The 20,617-nt window shown below is 46.7% G+C and carries 23 protein-coding genes; 2 read left to right on the top strand and 21 right to left on the bottom strand.

Annotated features, from left to right (window positions below; all coding sequences use genetic code 11):
• Nucleotides 1–13: 13 nt before the first annotated feature.
• The 7 genes from BLV90_RS05295 to BLV90_RS05265 form a co-directional block, all read right to left on the bottom strand.
• Nucleotides 14–1,201 (bottom strand): phosphopentomutase, encoded by a 1,188-nt coding sequence (locus BLV90_RS05295; protein ID WP_091737358.1) that lies wholly within the window; start codon nt 1,199–1,201, stop codon nt 14–16.
• A 69-nt stretch (nt 1,202–1,270) separates the two neighbouring features.
• Nucleotides 1,271–1,513 (bottom strand): DUF4227 family protein, encoded by a 243-nt coding sequence (locus tag BLV90_RS05290; protein WP_177167911.1) that lies wholly within the window; start codon nt 1,511–1,513, stop codon nt 1,271–1,273.
• Between the two features lie 69 nt (nt 1,514–1,582).
• A complete protein-coding gene (gene ald, locus BLV90_RS05285) occupies nt 1,583–2,716 on the bottom strand; it encodes an alanine dehydrogenase (RefSeq protein WP_091737352.1) in 1,134 nt (377 codons plus the stop codon).
• Nucleotides 2,717–2,810: 94 nt separating this feature from the next.
• Nucleotides 2,811–3,290, bottom strand: coding sequence for a ferric iron uptake transcriptional regulator (gene fur / locus BLV90_RS05280; RefSeq protein ID WP_091737349.1), 480 nt, complete (start codon nt 3,288–3,290; stop codon nt 2,811–2,813).
• Nucleotides 3,291–3,386: 96 nt separating this feature from the next.
• Nucleotides 3,387–4,034 carry a stage II sporulation protein M gene (gene spoIIM / locus BLV90_RS05275; RefSeq protein WP_245726256.1) on the bottom strand — a complete coding sequence of 216 codons (648 nt, stop codon included), beginning with the start codon at nt 4,032–4,034 and terminating at the stop codon, nt 3,387–3,389.
• A gap of 72 nt (nt 4,035–4,106) precedes the next feature.
• Entirely contained in the window at nt 4,107–5,270 is a 1,164-nt protein-coding gene (locus BLV90_RS05270) for an endonuclease Q family protein (protein ID WP_091737346.1), read from the bottom strand.
• Nucleotides 5,267–5,812: an NUDIX domain-containing protein gene (locus BLV90_RS05265; protein ID WP_091737344.1), complete on the bottom strand. Its 546-nt coding sequence runs from the start codon at nt 5,810–5,812 to the stop codon at nt 5,267–5,269. The genes BLV90_RS05270 and BLV90_RS05265 overlap by 4 nt, the downstream gene beginning before the upstream one ends.
• A 93-nt stretch (nt 5,813–5,905) precedes the next feature.
• Here BLV90_RS05265 and mciZ point away from each other — a divergent pair, with 93 nt between their 5' ends.
• Nucleotides 5,906–6,043: a Z-ring formation inhibitor MciZ gene (gene mciZ / locus BLV90_RS05260; protein WP_091737341.1), complete on the top strand. Its 138-nt coding sequence runs from the start codon at nt 5,906–5,908 to the stop codon at nt 6,041–6,043.
• A 12-nt stretch (nt 6,044–6,055) separates the two neighbouring features.
• On the opposite strand, the gene bluB is transcribed toward mciZ, so the two are convergent.
• The 7 genes from bluB to BLV90_RS05225 all read right to left on the bottom strand — a co-directional run bounded on the left by bluB (nt 6,056) and on the right by BLV90_RS05225 (nt 12,520).
• Nucleotides 6,056–6,712 (bottom strand): 5,6-dimethylbenzimidazole synthase, encoded by a 657-nt coding sequence (gene bluB / locus BLV90_RS05255; protein WP_218142284.1) that lies wholly within the window; start codon nt 6,710–6,712, stop codon nt 6,056–6,058.
• A gap of 78 nt (nt 6,713–6,790) precedes the next feature.
• Entirely contained in the window at nt 6,791–7,912 is a 1,122-nt protein-coding gene (locus BLV90_RS05250) for a M20/M25/M40 family metallo-hydrolase (protein WP_091737768.1), read from the bottom strand.
• Between the two features lie 208 nt (nt 7,913–8,120).
• On the bottom strand, nt 8,121–8,423 hold the full coding sequence (locus BLV90_RS05245; RefSeq protein WP_091737333.1) for a hypothetical protein: 303 nt from the start codon (nt 8,421–8,423) through the stop codon (nt 8,121–8,123).
• Between the two features lie 28 nt (nt 8,424–8,451).
• Nucleotides 8,452–9,981: an acyl-CoA carboxylase subunit beta gene (locus BLV90_RS05240; protein ID WP_091737330.1), complete on the bottom strand. Its 1,530-nt coding sequence runs from the start codon at nt 9,979–9,981 to the stop codon at nt 8,452–8,454.
• 10 nt (nt 9,982–9,991) lie between these two features.
• Nucleotides 9,992–10,435 (bottom strand): methylmalonyl-CoA epimerase, encoded by a 444-nt coding sequence (gene mce, locus BLV90_RS05235; RefSeq protein ID WP_091737327.1) that lies wholly within the window; start codon nt 10,433–10,435, stop codon nt 9,992–9,994.
• A complete protein-coding gene (locus tag BLV90_RS05230) occupies nt 10,432–10,842 on the bottom strand; it encodes a cobalamin B12-binding domain-containing protein (protein ID WP_091737324.1) in 411 nt (136 codons plus the stop codon). Before BLV90_RS05230 ends, mce begins: the two co-directional genes overlap by 4 nt.
• A 22-nt stretch (nt 10,843–10,864) precedes the next feature.
• Nucleotides 10,865–12,520: an acyl-CoA mutase large subunit family protein gene (locus BLV90_RS05225; RefSeq protein WP_091737320.1), complete on the bottom strand. Its 1,656-nt coding sequence runs from the start codon at nt 12,518–12,520 to the stop codon at nt 10,865–10,867.
• A 524-nt stretch (nt 12,521–13,044) separates the two neighbouring features.
• On the opposite strand from BLV90_RS05225, the gene BLV90_RS16145 reads away from it, so the two are divergent.
• A complete protein-coding gene (locus tag BLV90_RS16145) occupies nt 13,045–13,215 on the top strand; it encodes a hypothetical protein (RefSeq protein ID WP_177167910.1) in 171 nt (56 codons plus the stop codon).
• Nucleotides 13,216–13,286: 71 nt separating this feature from the next.
• Here the strand turns inward: BLV90_RS16145 and BLV90_RS05220 are convergent, their stop codons facing one another.
• The 7 genes from BLV90_RS05220 to BLV90_RS05190 form a co-directional block, all read right to left on the bottom strand.
• A complete protein-coding gene (locus BLV90_RS05220) occupies nt 13,287–13,577 on the bottom strand; it encodes an SAV0927 family protein (protein ID WP_091737317.1) in 291 nt (96 codons plus the stop codon).
• Nucleotides 13,578–13,733: 156 nt separating this feature from the next.
• Nucleotides 13,734–14,702: a Vps62-related protein gene (locus BLV90_RS05215; protein WP_177167909.1), complete on the bottom strand. Its 969-nt coding sequence runs from the start codon at nt 14,700–14,702 to the stop codon at nt 13,734–13,736.
• Between the two features lie 190 nt (nt 14,703–14,892).
• Nucleotides 14,893–16,170, bottom strand: a complete 1,278-nt coding sequence (locus BLV90_RS05210; RefSeq protein ID WP_091737311.1) for a dihydrolipoamide acetyltransferase family protein — start codon at nt 16,168–16,170, stop codon at nt 14,893–14,895.
• A gap of 62 nt (nt 16,171–16,232) precedes the next feature.
• Nucleotides 16,233–17,216: an alpha-ketoacid dehydrogenase subunit beta gene (locus BLV90_RS05205; protein ID WP_091737307.1), complete on the bottom strand. Its 984-nt coding sequence runs from the start codon at nt 17,214–17,216 to the stop codon at nt 16,233–16,235.
• A gap of 12 nt (nt 17,217–17,228) precedes the next feature.
• On the bottom strand, nt 17,229–18,221 hold the full coding sequence (locus tag BLV90_RS05200; RefSeq protein ID WP_091737765.1) for a thiamine pyrophosphate-dependent dehydrogenase E1 component subunit alpha: 993 nt from the start codon (nt 18,219–18,221) through the stop codon (nt 17,229–17,231).
• Between the two features lie 58 nt (nt 18,222–18,279).
• The gene (gene lpdA, locus BLV90_RS05195; RefSeq protein ID WP_091737304.1) at nt 18,280–19,704 is read right to left on the bottom strand and encodes a dihydrolipoyl dehydrogenase; all 1,425 of its coding nucleotides are present in this window, start codon (nt 19,702–19,704) and stop codon (nt 18,280–18,282) included.
• The gene (locus BLV90_RS05190) at nt 19,688–20,617 is read right to left on the bottom strand and encodes a butyrate kinase (RefSeq protein ID WP_177167919.1); all 930 of its coding nucleotides are present in this window, start codon (nt 20,615–20,617) and stop codon (nt 19,688–19,690) included. The genes lpdA and BLV90_RS05190 overlap by 17 nt, the downstream gene beginning before the upstream one ends.

Raw genomic sequence — 20,617 nt, 5'->3', positions numbered from 1 at the left:
TTGTCTCCCCCTCTTATCTCTTTATTTGTAGTTCGGATAAAAAGCTAGTGCCATGACGTGGGGCGGGTAACCCAAAGTTATCCGCGATGGTCGCGCCTACATCCGAGAAAGTGTTCCGCACACCAAGTGAGACACCCTCCTTCAGAGAAGGACTCCAAACAAATAGCGGCACATACTCTCGCGTATGATCCGTTCCTGGGTGCGTAGGATCATTTCCATGATCCGCGGTAATGATTAGTAAGTCATTCTCCCCAATAGCATCCAAGATTTCAGGCAACCGGCGGTCAAAGTCCTCTAGTGCTTTCCCATACCCCTCAGGGTCACGGCGATGACCAAATTTCGCATCAAAATCGACCAAATTGACAAAGGCAAATCCCTTATAGTCTTCTTTCAACACTTGAAGGAATTTCTCCACCCCATCCATATTGTCCTTTGTTTTGAGAGAGCGCGTAATTCCGTTACCTGCATAGATATCAGATATTTTACCGACTCCGATGGAGTCAAATCCCGCCTTTTCCAATTCATCCATCACCGTATCATAAGGAGGCTCTACCGAGTAATCTCGTCGGTTGGATGTCCGCTCAAAGGATCCTGGTTGTCCGACAAAGGGTCGAGCAATTACACGAACGACGGAAAAACGCTCATCAAGGGTTAGTTCCCGCGCTATTTCACAGATCCGATAAAGCTCTTCTAAGGGAACCACCTCTTCGTGAGCAGCGATTTGAAACACACTATCTGCAGAGGTGTAGACGATGACAGCACCTGTCTTCATATGCTCAGCGCCGTATTCATCAATGATTGCTGTACCGGATGCTGGTTTATTCCCTAGTACGCCTCGACCAATTTTCTCAGAGAATGTTTGAATCAATTCATCAGGAAAGCCTTCAGGGTAGGTTTTAAAAGGTTTCTGTGTATGTACCCCCATCAACTCCCAATGGCCGACCGTCGTATCTTTCCCTGCGGATACCTCGGTCATTTTACCATAGTGGGCCTTTGGCACATCAACAGGATCATTCCCTTTAATGTACTCAATGTTGGATAACCCCATCGAAGCTAACTTAGGCATACGTAAGCCTCTCGTCTCAGCGATGTGTCCCATTGTATGGGCACCACTGTCACCAAAACGATCCGCATCTGGTAACGCTCCAATCCCGACGCTATCTAATACAATCATTGCAATCCGTTCAAAAGGTCGTTTCATCATTGGTTCACCTCACCTCAAAATTGAAACAAAAAAACCGCACAAGGAAAGGATCCTCGGCGGTCGTTCTCACTCACCCAACCAATAGAAAAGACGAAGGCGCTCGGTTAAGCTCACTTCCTCTATTCGTTCTCCTGGTTGTCCATAATGGGCAAACACCTTTACCGCCCGTCCCTTCGGTTCACCATACCGATGAGATGGCTGGATCCAATGAGTGAAGAACGCAATTACCTGATAAAGGATCAAAGTTAACACCACAAAAGCAGTGAGAAACTTTGCCCATTCAGCCAGCCGTTTCAAGGAGATCACCATTGAGGACTCGTCCTCTCCAAAGGGATATAATTCCATCCTATGGAGGGGTACGACCCGATATGACGATGACTAGCTCTTTTGTGAATCACCTATCAACTCATCTAATGATTTGAAAGGAAGGTTTAAATCATCTGCTACGGCTTTGTAAGTCACATAGCCACCATATACATTCACTCCTCTAGAAAGAGGACGGTTTTCATTAAGGGCTTGCTCTACGCCTTTGTTAGCCATCATTAGTGCATACGGGATGGTCACATTGGTCAAAGCGTAGGTCGATGTACGAGCAACTGCTCCTGGGATATTGGCTACAGCATAGTGTACAACATCGTGTTTAACGTAAGTAGGTTGACTATGGGTGGTAATCCGGTCAATCGTCTCAATCGATCCACCCTGGTCGATCGCCACATCCACGATCACGGACCCCGGAGTCATCTCCTTAACCATCTCTTCTGTCACCAACCGAGGAGCTCGGTGACCTGGGATGAGTACAGCACCAACCAACAGATCTGCTTTTTTGGTAGCCCACGCGATGTTGTAAGGATTAGACATCACCGTGTGAATCTGAGAGCTGAAGATATCATCCAACTGACGCAATCGTTCTGAGTTTAAATCCAGAAGGGTTACATTGGCCCCCATACCCACTGCAATTTTAGCAGCATTGGTTCCAACAACCCCACCACCAATAATGACTACTTCACCTGCTAATACCCCTGGAACGCCTCCTAATAGCACACCTTTTCCGCCCTTAGGCTTTTCCAGAAACTGTGCACCAATTTGAACAGACATGCGTCCAGCTACCTCAGACATCGGGGTCAGAAGGGGTAGTGCTCCATTATCTAGCTGAACCGTTTCATAAGCAATAGCCGTTACTTTATTATCCATGAGCGCTTTGGTAAGTTCGGGCTCTGGAGCTAAGTGGAGATATGTAAACAAATTGAGTCCTTCGCGGAAATGCTTGTATTCCTCTGGCTGAGGCTCTTTCACCTTGAGGACGAGCTCAGCAGAACTCCATACATCATCTGCTCGCTCTATCATCTTCGCACCATTGGAAGAAAGCACTTCATCCGTGAAGCCAGAACTTTCTCCAGCTCCCTTTTCCACGAGCACTTCATGACCCGCTCCTACAAGCGCATCTACGCCCGCTGGTGTAATAGCTAGCCTATTTTCGTTATCCTTGACCTCTTTGGGAACGCCGATGATCACTTGTTAACTCCCCCTTTTCCATCCACTATCATACCACTGGAGTACATAAATTCATACTCTATCCCACGAAAAACGCGAGTACCCGACAGGGAACTCACGTTACTTTCGAGCCTACCAGCTTTTTAGGATCCTTAACTTGTCCTTTACACCGGTAGCAGATCCCATGAAAAGTCAACCGGTGATCAATAATCTGAAAATCAAATTCCTTCTCCACCCGTTTTTCGATGGCGCCCAACCAATCATCGGTTATTTCATCTACCGTTCCACAATGGAGACAGTACAAGTGATGATGATGGTGGTCCGCATCTGCTGCACGAAATTCATAACGGGTAACTCCATCTCCGAAGTTCAGCTTATGAATAATCGACAAATCACTCAAAAGTTCTAGTGTCCGATATACGGTGGCCAAACCTATCTCTGGGGATTTGTCTTTCACCAACAGGTAGACATCCTCCGCGCTGAGATGATCCTGTTCATTTTCCAGGAGTACGCGGACCGTCGCTTCCCGTTGGGGGGTTAGTTTATAACTGTGGCTAGATAATTGTTGCTTGATTTGCTTCACACGCTCTTCCATCTCAACACCCCCCATGTTGCTCTGATCTCATTATATGGGAGGAAAATGAGTGAAGTCAATTAAATGATAAAAATTATCAATTTGTAACAATTATAATTAAGGTAATGTCACTCGCATAAGTACAGGTGAAACATAAGCTTCAAAGAGAGAAGCTACCACCATCACCCCAGCCATGATGGTCACAAGAACCGAGTAGGACAAGAACTGAGGATAGATGGGACCCCGGCGCTGGATCAGCCGATTTTTTGCTAGCAAGATGGAAAAGGCGATGCCGCTCACCGAAACTACCAGCAAAGCAGGAACGACTAATAGGTTGTGAGGGACCACAGAAGCAAAGGCAAAGCCAAGTCCCTTCCAGGAGAGTTGATTGACTAAAAAACCGACCGTAAATCCGATAACAATCCCCTTGAAAAAAACAAGGAGTAGAATCAATGGCATCCCAACTACGGATACCCCCAGGAGCCAGATCAAACCAATCGTTTTAAAATGTTCTCCCATACTATGTTGAAACGCCGTCCTTGGATCCGCCACAGAATCGGTCTTCATCCCTTGGAAAAAATGACCTAGATAACCGAGGAGATTCTCCTTTTGCACGGGCGACATCGTATTAACAATCACTGCACCAAAAATGACTCCCATCATAAAGAGAACTGCTACAAAAAGATAGAGTGACATCTGGTTTTGTACATGGTAGCGGAGCGAATGACCCCAACTACTCCCCCGGGTCTTCATAGCCTTTTTCATAATAACCGTCCCTCCTCACTCATTACTCTATTTCTATGAGCAAGGAGAAAAAAATAGACTCAATTTACGAGATTACCTTTCGACACGCCCATACTTCCCACCCCCACCCTCTTGTAGGGTGAGACGATTCTCCCGAGCAAGCCCAATTTGATAGGCGATCCGTTCACCCACTAGACTTTGAATGGACTCAAGTGGAGCTCGGTGAATAATTTCCATCTCAGTACCAAAGTGGCTCAATAGTTTATCTAGGGTTTTGGGCCCTAATTTCGGGATAAACTCCAGTGGAACCTGATGAATATAAGGAGGTCGATGGGAGGGTGACTGGGTCGGTCGTGTAGCAATTTCGGCAATCCGATCAGAGACCCCCTTGATGATCCGCGTGCTTCCACAAACTGAACAGCGAACCTCTGCCGTAGAACATCCTTCATCACAACCTGCACAACGTGTGAGATGATATTTTCCTAGCCTTGGATCCAGTCCATAGTTTGCGACCACCTGACGACCACTCTCGCGCGCTAAAGCCATCTTTACCTCAGCAAAGGAACTTTCCTTAAGAGCTAACTCATTATATTCTCGGCCAATCTTGCCAAGGGAATGAGCATCCGAGTTACTCAAGAATGTTAATGAATCGAGCTCTTTAATGGTATCTGCCATCTCCGTATCCGCAGATAAACCTAATTCAATTCCAGCCACAGCACTCAGATTAAAAAGTTCAGAAAGGTGATCACATGCACTTCCGTACACACTTTTAAAAGGTGTAAATACGTGGGCGGGAACAAGAATTCCCCCTAGCCTTGCCACTGTTTCAGCTAATTGAATGGGTTCACCATGAAAGCGCTGGGTAGAGAGTTGTGTATTTCGCATAAAACGAGCGAGATACTGACTAAACTCCTTCATTGCTGCCAAATCAGGCATATAGGCCAACACATGGGCAAGACCACGTGGACCCGTAATCTCAATTTCTGATCCTAGGATCGCTGTTGTCGCCTCATAGCGAAGTCCTCCCCCAGGGAGCTCATCATATCGACTACGTGCGATGCCCTCTTCGATCTCCGCTATCACTGGAGGCGAATGGGCATCGATAATACCAATTATTTCAATCCCTTTTCTACTAGATGCTTCTTTAAGGATATGGGCAAAGGTCAGGTTACGAGATCCTGTGATTTTTACGGGTAGACCACTGGTTGTCCATCCGATGTGAATATGAAGGTCGGCAAACAAGTGACTCAGCGTCATTTCCCTTCTAACACCTTACTCTTCCACCAATAAAGGGCTGCTACTGTTTTTGCATCACAGATTTCCCCTGCTTCCATCGCCCAAAAAGCCTCTTCTAAGGTAAGCTCCACTCGTTCGACAAACTCGTCTTCATCTGGTCTCGCTTCTCCCTCCGTCAAACCAGTACCCTCATATAGATAAAGAATTTCATCTGCAAAACCAGGCGAGGTATAAAAAGAACTTACCTTCTTTAAGGTTGCCGCTTGATAGCCTGTTTCTTCCTCCATCTCGCGACGGGCACAATCATCAGGATCTTCCCCGGGCTCTAGTTTTCCTGCAGGAATTTCTAAAATCTCCCGCTCCAAAGGCTTACGGTATTGACGCACAAAGACCATGCGATTCTCTGAGTTGATTGCCATCACCGCCACAGCCCCTGAGTGCATAACGAGTTCTCTTGTAGAAGTATTTCCATTGGGAAGTTCCACCGTATCCAGCTGAACACGGATCACTCTCCCTTCAAAAATCGTTTTACTGTGAAGCGTCTTTTCTTCAAATCGGCTCATCCTACTTCCTCCTTCAGACTGGCATTGGAGTATAAAAATCACCCTCCCTTGATAAGCTGAGGAACAAGATCTTCCATCAGGAGGGAACAAAATATGAAAACCATAATGGATGAAAAACATCTCTGTGTGGTAGGCAAAGGATGGCAAGTACGAGCCATCCTTCGACAAATGGCTAAGCACCCTCTGACTTTAGAAGAGTGGTTGGCTCGCCGATGTTCCCAGCGTCGTTAAAGGATGCGCTATCTATTTAGGAGAATGACCCCAACGGTCTTCAAATACAAGGTTTGACAATGAAAGCCGGGACTTCCATCCGGCTTCTTCCAACATGGGACGATCCTTAAACTCGATAGGATACCCTACACAAAGATAGGCTACCAACTGAATATGATTGGGTAGTTCCAGGATCTTGGCTGTTTTCTCGGGATCGATGATACTAACCCACCCCACCCCTACTCCCTCTACTCTTGCAGCTAGCCATAAATTTTGCACAGCAAGGCAAGTACTATATAGATCCATCTCAGGCATCTGCCCTTGTCCTAGATGAAATGGCGCATCACGATCCCGGTCACAGGTAACAGCGAGATTGAGGGGAGCTTCCATGATTCCTTCTAACTTTAGACTCTTGTACAAATCGCTCCGCTCATCTCCCGAAAGCTTAGCTAATTCCTCTTGGTTCGCTTCCTCAAATAAAGATTTGATACGACGACGCACATCCAGCGAACGAATCAAAATATAGTTCCACGGTTGTTTAAAGCCAACAGAGGGGGCATAATGGGCGGCTTCCAACATCCGCGTAAGGACCTCTTCTGGCACAGAATCATGGCGAAAATGGCGGATATCCCTTCGTGCCCGAAGGATTCGATGCAACACATCACGTTCATTGGTGTTAAATGATGTCACTCGACCCACTCCCTCTCTTTATCCTTTGATCGGTTAGAAAAACCAACTCCCTAAGAAGTTGGTAAGTATATCCTTCGCTTATTTAGTTTTAGAAACATCAATCAGCGCGACAACCAATTCCGCTGCTTTATTCAGTTCAGCGACGGGCATCCGTTCGCTGGTAGTATGGATGTTTTCATAGCCAACTCCCAAATTGACAGTCGGAATTCCATGGCCAGCGATTACATTGGCATCACTTCCACCACCACTGGCCAGAAGCCGTGGTTGACGGCCCACTTTTTTTACAGCCTCCATCGCCTTACGTACAACAACGTCCGATTCATCGTATTTAAAACCTGGATACATCACGTCTACATCTAGATCCACCACTGCACCAAACTCAGCAGCTGCTGATTCATAGGCCTTTGTCATCTTATGCACTTGGGTATTCAGTTTCTCCTCTACCCTGCTTCGCGCTTCTGCTAGTACCTCCGCATACTCAGCAACAACATTGGACGCCGTCCCACCGCGGAACCAACCAATATTGGCTGTCGTCTCTTCATCGATCCGTCCAAGAGGCATCTTACTAATGGCTCGACTTGCCACTTGAATCGCACTGATTCCCTTTTCTGGACTCACTCCAGCATGGGCGGCTTTCCCATGCATTTTAGCAAGGATTTTTACCTGGGAAGGAGCTGAGGTGATGATATCTCCTACTGGGCCGTTGGAATCCATCGCAAAACCAAAATCTGCCTGTATCAAATTGCGGTCCAAAGCCTTCGCACCTACTAATCCAGACTCTTCCCCTACTGTAATGATCAATTGGATCGTACCATGGGGAAGATTTTGTTCTCTTATGGTCCGTACCCCTTCAAAGATTGCAGCAAGACCTGCTTTATCATCACTCCCTAAAATGGTTGTCCCATCAGAGGTAATCCACCCATCCTCCACTTGGGGCTTGATACCTTTTCCAGGAGCCACTGTATCCATATGACTCGTAAAATAAATGCAAGGAGGGCCCTCCATCGTACCATCTAGGGTAGCAACAAGATTGCCTGCACCATGACCCGTTTGCTCTGTGCTATCATCCTCGGTCACCGCAAAGCCAAGCGCTGTCAATTTTTCTGTAATCAGATCACAGATTTCACGCTCTTCCCCCGTCTCGCTGTCGGTTGTAATTAGTTCAAGGAATTCATCCAGCAATCGCTGTTCATTAATCATCATCGCTATGTGTACACTCCTTCGCTCACTACTAAGTATGGTTGATGATCAACTTGCTCCGAAAAAAATCTCAATACATTCATCATCGCCGAGCCCGGATACTCTTAGCCGAGTTGTCCCCTATCCAGCTTAACGATTTTTCCACTTCCTCGCCACTTGATTTCCCCTTTCGCTGATGCTATTAAACAGGTGGAGAGAGTCGTTCAATTTAACGCCAGTTCCAGCGAACTTGGTGCGCTTCTTTCTCCGCCCGGGGAAAACGCCGAAAATGAGCGAGGTCACTATTACCAGATTGTAAGAAGTCCCGTTGTTGATGGGCTTCTAGGCGCCCTTCCTCCCGCCACAGAGAACGATCACGTGGGCCACGTATAAACTTGATCTCAAATGCCCGCAATAGACGTAATTTACGCCGAGGGCGAATCACTACTTCACCTGTTGCCATTGTTTGTTGCCCTTGATCTGACCCTCGCTCCATCAATCGTAATACCAGCGGTCTCTCCTCTATTTCCAATGGAATACCCTCCTTTCATTCCCCTTCGTTATAGCGGTATATTCCCATGCTTTTTCGCTGGACGAATCTCCCGTTTATTCTTTAACATGGCCAGAGCTTGTTTCAATTTTTTCCGTGTTTCTCGGGGATCAATGACATCATCAACCATTCCTTTAGAGGCAGCTACATAAGGGTTCGCAAATTTTTCACGGTACTCTACAATTTTCTCCGCTCGGCTAGCAACAGGATTCTCTGATTCGGCGATTTCACGGCTATAAATGATATTGGCCGCTCCTTCTGGCCCCATCACTGCTACCTCTGCACCTGGCCAAGCATAAACCATGTCAGCACCGATGGCTTTAGAGTTTAGGGCTACATAAGCACCACCAAAGGCTTTGCGTGTAATTACTGTAATTTTTGGCACGGTGGCCTCTGAATAAGCATAGAGGATCTTCGCTCCATGACGGATAATCCCGTGATGCTCCTGTTTTACCCCAGGGAAAAATCCAGTCACATCGACAAAGGTGATAATCGGAATCTGAAAGCTATCGCAGAAACGAATAAAGCGAGCCAGTTTATCGGAGGAGTCGATATCCAGCCCACCCGCCATCACCTTCGGTTGGTTGGCAACTATCCCCACCGAACGACCACCAATCCGTCCAAAGCCGACGACGATATTCTTGGCGAATTTTTGGTGCACTTCCATGAACTCTCCACCATCTACAATTCGGTCGATAACGCCTCGTACATCGTAGACCTTGGTTCCTTCAACAGGAACTACTTCGGCTAATTCCTCCACCCAGCCATCGTCTTCCTTAGCGTAAACGCGTGGGGGATCCTCCACATTATTTTGTGGGAGAAAAGAGAGAAGTCGACGTACTTCATTTAGAACTTCAGGCTCTGAGGGGGAAGTAAAATGTGCATTTCCGCTAATACTCCCATGAACTTTGGCACCACCCAGATCCTCTGAGGAAATCGTCTCCCCTGTTACCGTCTCAATTACCTTAGGACCTGTAATAAACATTTGGCTCGTCTCTTCCACCATAAAAACAAAATCTGTGATGGCGGGTGAATAGACAGCCCCTCCTGCACAGGGCCCCATGATCACTGAAATCTGAGGAATCACTCCGGAGTAAATCGAATTGCGATAAAAGATATGACCATAGCCATCCAAGGAGAGAACGCCCTCTTGGATTCGTGCCCCACCCGAATCATTTAATCCGATGATCGGCGCACCATTCTTCGCCGCCAAATCCATAATGCGCGCGATTTTCAAAGCATGATACTCCCCAAGTGCCCCTCCAAAAACCGTGAAATCCTGGGCAAATAGATACACATCACGCCCATTAATTTGACCATACCCTGTGACTACACCTTCTCCAGGTGCTTCCCCATACTCAGCACTCGTATTTTCAACGAATGGATTTAATTCTACGAATGTATCCTCGTCCAACAAGAGATCAATCCGCTCCCGCGCGGTTAATTTCCCTTTATCATGCTGGGCACGAATACGATGGTCCCCTCCACCCATCTCTACCCGCCGCTTGCGTTCATTGAGTTCATCGATTTTTTTATGCATCCTTCTCTGTTCACCCTTTCTGACGCAACTGATCGCCTAAGACTGGTTCACAAAGTTCATAGAGCACTCCACCAGTGGAACGCGGGTGAACAAAAGCTACTTGCGCTTTCCCCGCACCCACCTTCGGTTGTTCATGAATTAGACGGAGCCCTGCTTCAGACAGTTTATTTAAGCCACCCTCGATCCCCTCTACACGCAAGGCGATATGATGGATACCTTCTCCCTTTTTCTCGATAAAACGAGCGATGGCACTCTCCTCTGAAGTGGGTTCCAATAATTCCAGTTTGGTTTCCCCTAGTTTAAAAAAAGCGACACGAACGTGTTCACTGTCCACCCTTTCTGTACCTAGATAGGACAGACCAAGCACATCCCTATAAAGGGGAAGCGCCGTCTCTAAACTACGAACGGCAATACCGATGTGATCAATTTTTTGAGGGTCAAGAGAGTTACTCATTGTTGGCCCTCCTTCTCTGCAACTGCTTTCCGTATAAAGTCAGCAGTCTCTTTCGTTGACGTTCCTGATGTAAATACCCCAGCAACTCCATTTTCTAATAAGAATGGGATATCAGTCTGTGGGATCACCCCACCCGCTACGACAATGATATCCGTCGCTTCCTGCTCCTTTAAAAGACGAGTCACCTCAGGAAAAAGCTCTTTATGTGCACCTGATAAACAAGAGAGGCCGATCACATCCACATCCTCTTGGATCGCTGTAGCAACGATTTGAGCTGGGCTTTGTCGAAGTCCTGTATAAATGACTTCCATCCCCTCATCGCGTAGGGACTGAGCAATAATCAATGCCCCTCGATCATGGCCATCCAACCCAGGTTTAGCAACTAATACCCGTATCGGTCTATTCATCCTTCTTCCACTCCTTCATTCCTCACAGGTTGGGTTGATATTCACCAAAGATCTCTCGCATGCTGTTACAAATTTCACCCACGGTCGCATAGCTTTTAACCGCTGCGATGATGAGCGGCATCAGATTCTCACTGCCCGTAGCCCCTTGTTTCAACTTTGTAAGCGCTACTTCAACTGCTTGATTATCACGTTTGGCCCTTAGCGCTTGGAGCCGCTCCAATTGTTGGTGACTAATCGAGGGATCTGGTTTATAAAGAGCAGGTTGCTGTTCATTTTCCAGACGGTAGCGGTTTACCCCAACAAGGATTTCTTCACCTGATTCAACTTTCTTTTGGGTAGTTAGTGCCGCTAGATGGATTTCCCGTTGCATGTATCCCTGTTCGACGGCATCGACTGCCCCGCCCATCTCATCAATCCGATCAATATAAGCTCCTGCCTCTGCTTCTATCGCATCCGTAAGGGCTTCAACATAGTAGGAGCCTCCTAGAGGATCGACGGTATCGGTCACACCCGTTTCATAGGCGAGGATCTGCTGTGTACGAAGAGCAATCCGTGCAGATTCTTCAGTAGGTAAGGCAAGGGCTTCATCCCGTGCATTGGTGTGTAAACTTTGGGTACCTCCAAGCACAGCGGAGAGAGCCTGCATCGTCACACGGACCACATTATTATCGGGTTGTTGTGCCGTCAGTGTGGAACCACCCGTCTGGGTATGGAATCGCAACTGATGGGAGCGAGTATCCTTTGCGCGAAAACGTTCCTTCATCACCCGTGCCCAGATTCGCCGTGCTGCTCGAAATTTCGCTACCTCTTCAAAAAAGTGATTATGGGCATTAAAAAAGAAGGAAAGCCGTGGTGCAAATCGATCCACATCCAACCCCGCATCTATGGCCGCTTGAACATAAGCAATCCCATCCGCTAGGGTAAACGCTACCTCCTGCACAGCAGTAGAGCCTGCTTCACGGATGTGGTAACCACTAATACTAATCGTGTTCCAACGAGGGACAACCTCCGCACAATGGGCAAAGATATCCGTAATCAGCCGCATCGAAGGTTTAGGAGGAAATATATAAGTACCCCGAGCGATATACTCCTTCAAAATATCATTCTGAATCGTACCTGTTAACTGATTAGCGGGCACTCCTTGTTTTTCCCCCACAACGATATACATAGCCAGTAGCACCGAAGCCGGAGCGTTAATCGTCATCGACGTACTAACACGATCAAGGGGAATCCCTGCCAGCAAACGCTCCATATCCTCTAAGGAATCAATGGCCACACCCACTTTTCCCACCTCACCTGCAGCCATTGGATCATCGGAATCGTAACCGATCTGGGTCGGTAGATCAAAGGCGACTGAGAGTCCAGTCTGCCCTTGATCCAACAGGTATCGAAACCTTTTATTGGTCTCATCCGCAGAGCCGAATCCTGCGTATTGACGCATCGTCCAATGGCGAGAGCGATACATGGTAGGCCGGACTCCCCTGGTATAAGGGAATTCCCCTGGTAGGCCAATCTGCTCTTGATCATGTTTTGTCGCCTCTGTCGGCATATAAAGTCGATCAACCTTGATGCCTGAGAGCGTTTCAAAGCGCTCTTTTTGTTCTGGGTATTTTTGAAGGAGTTGTTGGGTTTTTTCTTCCCATTCTCTATACAACTCCGCAAAGGATTTCGTAGTCACCCATTTCTCTCCTTCCAAAGCTAGTCATCCCAATGCAGGCCTGGCGATGAGTCGTTCTTCACGACATTGGGCTTCACTCGTATCCCTTTGTCATCATCGACAGGCCTGCACCCAACGCAATAAAGCGCTATCAGTTTTAATATATCAAAAATTACGTGGCTTTGCCGGGTTTTCCCCTAACCTTCTATTGGACATCCATTACCTTCTCTACTAAAATAAGTGATTGAGGTGATTGTAAATGATTCCACGTTGGACGAGAGTTGTAATTTATGTACTAATCTCTACCTTACTAATTACCACTATCCTTACTGGAACCTTCTTCTTTCTTGGATAAAGAATCCGATCTTCGATTTACTTATTGCAAGTCCATGGGTTTTGGGTATAATGCAAATAGCGAGTGAAGAGCGCATTCGTGCGCTCTTGTTTCAGTGATTCGGAAGCGTTTTCATGTCCTTTCGATGATCACGAACTGCACTCCATGATCTCCCATAAGAAATGCGGACTGGAAAGCGGGTGAACAAACCGTGTATATGACAGTGATCCTAGTCTTCCTCAGCATCTTGGCCGTAATGGGCACACTCAAAAACAAGAAAATGCACAACAAACCGGGCCTATTGATCGGTGGTACTTTCACAGCCCTATTAGTACTTGTAACTCTTATCGCGGTCTATGATGAGATCGTAGGAATTCAGTGAGTACCATACACAAAAAGCGGACTCCTCAATACAGGAATCCGCTTTTTTGTGTAACTCCTTACTTCTTATTACTAATACTCCTGCCGTAATACCTCATCGTTTAGAGCCGACTGGAGAAACGCCTTCATTATCTCGACATCGTCCTTTTCAATGCCCAGCTTTTCAACCCATTCACCAGTAATGAGATCATCCGTATCCATTAACAATAGTTTGCCACTTTGCAAACAAGCAACCATTGTCTTACCGCCATAAAATTTATGGGTGTAAATAAGGGAAAAGTCATAGCGATTCGCTTTAGCTGCAAGGCAGACATGTCGCACTACTGGTTTCTCCGTCTCATCGAGCAGGTAGTCCAGTGCCATGGTATCCCTCCCTATAGGAATCATTCGATAATATTGTCGCCCTAATGATGAAGTGGTATCGGTTTATTAGAATGATTCACCGTAATACTTTGAACATTCCTTCTTTCCATTGATATCAAACCACCTGCGTGAAAATCCCGCAGATAAACGCAACGTTCAATTCACATCATTATCCGGAGAGTTTTTCATAATATCATCCTTCGCTGAGGGACCTGTGGGACCGTCACCAAGCTCACACTCCGAGCCAAAACAGGTACCATCTGAAGAATTCCCCCACATATAAATCGCACCGCTAGCAGGATCGGTGGCATTTTTACCAGAGGGTGTCGATGTGAAATCTTTTCTCATCCAAGAAGGGGTAGAGTCATAAGTCTCTCCATTATCTTTGGAGACAAAATATGAAAGGGCATCGACATTCCATGGATCCCATACTTTCCCGTCACTCGTGTAATCTACTACATCAATCAAACTACCCAGAGAGAAGCCATATACATGTTTCCCTGCATCCTTGTACATCCCGTGGGATCCTTTGGCAACATACGCAATCGGATGAGTACCCCCTACTTTAGGAGCATCATCCCACCCCATTGTGCTCCCTCCGCTATGGGCAGATAAGTAGACCTGGCTTGGAGAAGAATTTGTTAGCCGAACCGTAACATGTTCCCAATCCCCTACATGATTGCCTAAAGTCCACCAGGCCACTTTCTTCCCTTGGTTATAGGGATAGAAGACCCAGTATACGATATCTACGACATTATCGGATCGCTTTATATAGTATGCATAGATTTTGCTGGTTGAAAGATCCCCGTTGAAGAAAGGTAAGGTTGAATCAGGATCCTCCAAATTCTCCTTCGTCTTTAAAGAATAATTCCCATCATCTCGTTTTTCTCTATCGAAATACGGGAAGGATTTTTCGACAGACATTGGATAATAACTCTCTGACTTATCAAAGATTAAACGAGGGGCATACCTCTTCATTAATTCTTGTGGTTGTTCTGATGATTGTTGCTGAACACGATTCGTAGAACTTTTACCATTCACCCCTTTTTCACTGGATTGAGCCATTGCTATTTGAGGACCAAGAAGTAGACTCACAACACAAAAGAGAGATACCCATCGCTTCAATATCAACACTCCTTCAAGAATATAAAAAAAATTATTCAAAATTGGAATCGAAAAAAATTTTCCTTCACTCATATTAGCAATTATGCGAATCATTAGTCAATACATCGAATTAGACCCCTGCTTTTTCATTCAATGAAAAGTTCACATTCCCTAAATATGAAAACCCCCTCCATATGGAGGGGGTCGATGCTCAGATCGCAGATTCAGGCGTATACGCTTCGAGTCGTTCTTTGACACGAGCAAGGAATCGACCTGCCACCAGGCCGTCCAAAATACGATGATCCAGTGAGAGACAGAGGTTAACTAGATCACGAATAGCAATCATATCATCCTTGATCACCGGTTGTTTAACAATGGACTCCATCGAAATAATTGCTGCTTGCGGTTGATTAATGATCGGCTGAGAGGCAATGGAACCAAAGGAGCCTGTATTGTTTACGGTGAAGGTACCGTCAGAGAAGTCCTCCATCGTTAATTTGCCCATACGGGTTTTCTCTGCGAGGTTATGGACTGCTTTTGCTATACCAAGGATGCTTTTCTCATCCGCATCCTTGATAACGGGTACATAAAGCGCATCCTCAGTCGCAACGGCAACAGAGATGTTAATTCTCCTTTTAAGGATGATTTTGTCTCCACCCCAGACGGCATTTACCTTGGGAAACTCCTTGAGTGAGTCGACAACTGCCTTAACAAAAAAAGGCATGTAGGTGAGGTTGATCCCTTCTTGTTGTTTAAAATCATCCTTAAGTTTCTGACGCAACTTCACCAGGCCACTCACATCCGCTTGTACCATCATCCAAGCATGGGGCACCTCATGTTTGCTCTGCACCATGCGCTGGGCAATCGTTTTGCGGACGCTAGAAAGCGGGATTTCCTTATCTCCAAGTTCTAAACCAGGCGCTTGTGCCTGGCTAGGAGCTTGGACAGAGGTCTCTGCAGTAGAGAGATCTTTAGGAGAGGTCATCCCACCAGATTGGATAACCCGTTGGATATCCTTTCGAGTGATACGACCGCCACGCCCAGTCCCATCCACCTGTTCTAAGTCGATGTTATTTTCTTCAGCCAATTGAAGCACCGCTGGTGAATAGCGACGCTTCATGGATCGGTCCCCATCCGCTTCGCTGGTCCCTGCTGACGTTTTATTTTCCTCTTTGCCTTCTTTAGATGTCTTTACTTCCGGTGTAGCCTTATTTTCCTGTACCGCGGAAGTTGGCTCATTTCCCTCTGTACTAGCCTCATCGATGCGGCAAATAGTTTCTCCCACCGCAACGGTTTCTCCCTCGCTAGCAATATGATCCTTCATTATTCCACTCATGGTGGCTGGCACTTCTGCATTCACTTTATCGGTAGCCACTTCACACAGAGGCTCGTACTTAGCTATCGGATCCCCTGGCGCCTTTATCCACTTAGTGATCGTTCCTTCAGTCACGCTCTCCCCCAATTGGGGCATTGTAATATCCGTCGCCATCGTCGGTCTACCTCCTCACAAAAACCACATAATGGTGCGATCTTAACGCTGAAGATAACTACTTAGAATTCTGCCAATTCTCGAATGGCAGTCTTTACTTTCTCAGGATTTAACATGAATTCTTTTTCAAGTGGCGGGCTATATGGCATTGCAGGCACATCAGGACCTGCTAGACGGCGAATGGGAGCATCTAGTTCAAAAAAAGCGTTTTCACTTATCAATGCTGATACTTCGCCACCAAATCCACCTGTTAAGTTATCTTCATGTACGATAAGTACCTTACCCGTTTTTACTGTCGCTTCTAAAATCGCTTCTTTATCAAGGGGAATGATCGTGCGAAGGTCAAGGACGTGGACGCTGATCCCTTCCTTCTCCAATTCCTCCGCCGCTTTCAAAGCAAAATGAAGCGTGAGTCCATAGGAGATGACGGTAACATCATCTCCCTCTCTTTTCACCTCAGCTTCTCCAATCGGCACCGTATAATCCTCTGTCGGCACTTCACCTTTAATCAAACGATAGCACCTTTTATGTTCCAAGAAGAGAACCGGGTCCTCATCACGGATTGCACTTTTTAATAACCCTTTGACATCATAAGGAGTGGATGGCATTACAATTTTTAGCCCAGGTACTCCAGCAAATAGCTTTTCTACACTCTGAGAGTGGTATAAAGCCCCATGAACCCCACCACCATAGGGAGCACGGATGACTAGAGGGCAGTACCAGGTATTGTTGGAACGGTAGCGCATCTTGGCCGCTTCCGAGACAATCTGGTTGTAGGCAGGCATGATAAAATCTGCAAATTGCATCTCCGCCACAGGGCGCATCCCATAGACAGAGGCTCCAATCGCGACACCAGCAATCGCAGATTCTGTCAGTGGTGTATCGATGACTCGTTCGGCTCCAAACTCTTTATATAAGCCATCGGTGGCCCGAAAGACACCGCCCCGAACACCAACATCCTCACCGAGGACGAACACCTTCTCGTCTCGTTGCATCTCTTCTTGCAATGCCTGGGTTACTGCATCGATATAGGAAATGACGGGCATGGATGATTCCTCCTATTCCGCATATACGTGGGTGTAGGTTTCAGAGGGATCGGGGTAAGGTGCCTGCTCGGCATACTCCGTCGCCTCATCAACGATATGACCAATTTCTCGTTCTAACTCTGCTCCACTCTCAGTGGACAAAATCCCCACATCTTCTAAATACTTTTTAAACTGAACGAGAGAATCTTTTTTACGGGCTTCCTCAACCTCACCCATCTCACGGTAGGTACGATCATCATCATCACTAGAGTGTGGTACGAGACGGTAGGCTGTTGCTTCTATCAAAGTAGGACCCTCTCCCTTACGTGCACGAGCAGCGGCATCCCGTACAGCTTCATACACTTCTAGTGGATCATTCCCATCTACCGAAATCCCTGGCATACCATAACCCTGGCCACGTGCTGCTACACTTCCTCCTGCTAGTTGCTTTTCGATGGGAACAGATATGGCGTATTTATTGTTTTCACACATAAAGATCACAGGCAGGTTATGAACACCTGCAAAGTTAAGCCCTTCATGAAAATCCCCCTGGTTACTCGATCCCTCACCAAAGGAAGTTAGGGAGACAAAATCCTTTTTCTCCATTTTCCCTGCCAGCGCAACTCCTACTGCATGGAGAAGTTGGGTAGTAACAGGACTTGAGCCTGAGATAACACGGAAACGCTTATCTCCGTAGTGCCCAGGCATTTGCCGACCAGCACTATTGGGCTCTTCTGCTCTTGCAAAGGCGGAAAGCATCTGATCCTTCGCTGTTTGGCCAAAAACCAGCATCATCCCTAGATCACGGTAATACGGGCAAAGCCAGTCCTTCTCTCGATCAAGAGCAAAAGCCGCACCTACTTGGGTCGCTTCCTGACCTTGACAGGAGATTACAAAGGGAATCTTTCCTGCGCGGTTAAGCAACCACATCCGTTCATCGATTTTGCGGGCGAGTAACATGGTACGATACATCTCTAACACTTGATCATCACTTAATCCTAACGCTTCATGACGAGATGTTTCCATTACGGATTCCTCCGATCCCATTCCTTCTCATCCTCCTAACTTCATCGAACGAATTGGCTTACCCATGAATCGGCTTCCCCAATACAGCGAGTGCACCTTCACCATATACCTCAGACAAGGTCGGATGAGGATGAATCGCCTGACTAACCTCCCAGGGAGTTGCATCCAATACCTTGGCCAAACCTGCCTCAGCAATCAATTCTGTCGCATGGGGACCTATAATATGAACCCCGAGAATATCACTTGTCTTTTGATCTGTGACGAGCTTAATAAATCCATCAACCTCTCCAAAGACGAGGGATTTGCCCGCTCCCTTGATCGGGAATTTACCCACTTCTACAGTAAAGCCTTGACCCTTCGCTTCTTCCTCTGACAGACCGATACTACCGATCTCAGGTCGGCTGTATGTACAGCGCGGTACCATCGATAAATCCAAAGGATGGGGATTTTCCCCTGCCATATGTTCTACCGCTATAATTCCTTCATGGGATGCCACATGAGCAAGTTGATAACCCCCATTAACATCACCAATGGCATAAATATGCGACTCAGCGGTCTGCATGACTTCATTTACTTGAATAAAACCCTTCTCCGTTTGGATCGAGGTATTATGCAGACCGATATCTTCTATATTGGGCTCGCGCCCCACAGAAACAAGCATCCGCTCAACAGATAAATCGACGTTGCCATCTTTCTTTTCTACAGCGAAAGTAACGCCACTTTCTGCCACAGAGACTGTCTCTGCAAGCACCTTTGCTCCGGTGAGAATCTTCACTTTTCGCTTTTTCAATAGACGGGTCATCTCTCGGCTCACATCGGGATCCTCAAAAGGGAGGATACGATCAGCGAACTCGACTACAGTGACATCGACTCCGAAATCATTGAGCATCGATGCCCATTCAATCCCGATAACTCCTCCACCTACGATGGCAATCGAAGCTGGAAGTGTTTCCATTTCCAAAGCATGATCGGAGAACATAATAGTTTTCCCATCAATTTCAAGCCCTTGTAAACTGCGTGGCCGAGAACCTGTCGCGATGATCACATAATGAGGAATGAGCATATCATTTTCCCCACCATCGGCTTTCTCTACCGAAATAGTACCCGGTTGCGGCGAGAAGATGGAGGGGCCTAATATACGGCCAGTCCCTGTATATACATCAACACCATTTTTCTTTAAGAGATGCTGAACACCCTGATGAAGTTGATCTTTGATACGATTTTTTCGATTCTGGACCAACTCCATATCCAGTTTAACATCACCCACACTGATCCCAAAATCCTCACTGTTTTTCAGCTCATTATATACCTCCGCACTGCGGAGAAGGGATTTTGAGGGGATGCAGCCTTTATGTAAACAGATACCCCCTACTTTTTCTTTTTCGACAACCGCCGTTTTTAAACCGAGTTGGGCAGCTCGGATAGCTGCAACATAGCCTCCAGGGCCTGCACCCAAGACTACGAGATCATAGTTTTCTGCCATGGATTTTCTCCACTCCCTCCACGAGAATCCCATCAGGATACCGCTTCGCTGGTTCTTCACTACGCATTACCCGTAAGACTTCTTCAACTAACACCTGCAATTCATTCTCCCCAGAAAGTACACAAACCTCAGCAATCCAAGATACTCGATCCGTAATTTCACGGACAAAGTCCTCTTCATAGGCTAGTTCCTCTGTGAGAACAATTCCATCTACATTCCCATTGAGTGCGGTGGCATAGGCTCCGATTTCCTTGGCTACCTGGTATGCCATCGTACTACAGACGAGTTGTGCTTCTTCACCTTCTACCTTGCGACCCTTATTCAAATCGATAACCTGTCCCCGGCGATGCGCCCCGACCGTAATCTCTACACTCATGTGGATAACCACCAGGTTCAGTTCATGATAGTGCTTTCCTTTTTGAGCGGCAAACCGCCGAGCGGCTGCCTTTTGCTGAACATGAATAATTCTCCGTTCTTCGATCTGTGGAACATCGGAAAGAGGGATCAACTCTAGTTCATCCACCATGTCAGGAGCCACAATAAAAGAAGGGATATTTAGCTTGTCCGCGATTTCAAAGGCGAGCACCCCACCTAGATTGGATGCATGCTCACCATCTTTTCCATAGGTTAAATCCTTTAGCATCGCATCATTGACAAGATAGGTTCCACCAGAATTCAGTTGTAATAACCCGCATCGCCCTACTACAGCGCAGAGACGAGTCAAATTAATCCCTGCCCGATCCAGAGTGTCCAAAATGACTTGTTTACGAAATGGATACTGATCAAACAGATCGGTATACTGCTCCAATTCCTCAGCATCATGTCGTAGTGTTTCTTCTAGGATCTTTCGTTCACCATCATAGACCCCAATTTTTGTCGACGTTGACCCGGGATTGATCGCCAGTATCCGCAT

Origin of the sequence: Marininema mesophilum (assembly GCF_900106775.1) — a bacterium.
GTDB lineage: Bacteria > Bacillota > Bacilli > Thermoactinomycetales > DSM-45169 > Marininema > Marininema mesophilum.
The sequence above is the reverse complement of the archived record's forward strand: the minus strand, read 5'-3'. Positions and strand labels throughout refer to the sequence as shown.